Below are 637 nucleotides of genomic sequence, written 5' to 3' on the forward strand. Positions count from 1 at the left end.
CGCTCGTCGTCGACGACGGCCTCGCCACCGGTGCGACCGCGGAGGCCGCATGCGAGGTGGCCCGCGCCCGCGGCGCCAGTCGCGTCGTGCTCGCGGTCCCGGTGGCGCCGAAGGATGCCGCGTCTCGCGTGCCGTCGGCGGACGCCCTCGTCGCGGTCGAGGTCCCGGACTGGTTCATGGCGGTCGGACAGGCCTACGCGGACTTCCGCCAGACGACCGACGAGGAGGTCCTCGCGCTCCTCGAGGCGGCGCGGGCGCGTCGCTCCGGTCTCGCGTAGCGTGGCCGCATGCCCGATTACGGCCGCCCGATCGAGTTCGGAACGTTCATCACGCCCTCGGCACTGGAGCCCGAACGCACGGTCGAGCTGGCGCTCGCGAGCGAGCGGTCCGGGCTCGAGTTCGTCACCTTCCAGGATCACCCGTACCAGCCGCGGTTCCTCGACACGTGGACGCTCATGAGCTGGGTCGGCGCGCGGACGAGTCGCATCCGCATCTCCGCGAACGTGCACAACCTGCTGCTCAGGCCGCCGGCCGTGCTCGCCCGCGCCGCGGCATCCCTCGACCTGCTCACGGGCGGTCGCGTCGTGCTCGGCCTCGGCGCGGGCGGGTTCGCACCGGCCGCCGTCGCGATGGGCGC

Annotated in this window: 1 protein-coding gene and 1 pseudogene; both read left to right on the top strand. The window is 74.1% G+C overall.

What is annotated here, in order from left to right; genetic code table 11:
• A pseudogene (locus ESO86_RS18240) lies at positions 1 to 278 on the top strand (phosphoribosyltransferase family protein); the annotation flags it as partial.
• Positions 279 to 287: 9 nt separating this feature from the next.
• The coding region (locus ESO86_RS18245; RefSeq protein ID WP_129236075.1) for an LLM class flavin-dependent oxidoreductase at positions 288 to 637 on the top strand (350 nt) is incomplete at its 3' end.

Origin of the sequence: Agromyces binzhouensis (genome assembly GCF_004135055.1) — a bacterium.
GTDB lineage: Bacteria > Actinomycetota > Actinomycetes > Actinomycetales > Microbacteriaceae > Agromyces > Agromyces binzhouensis.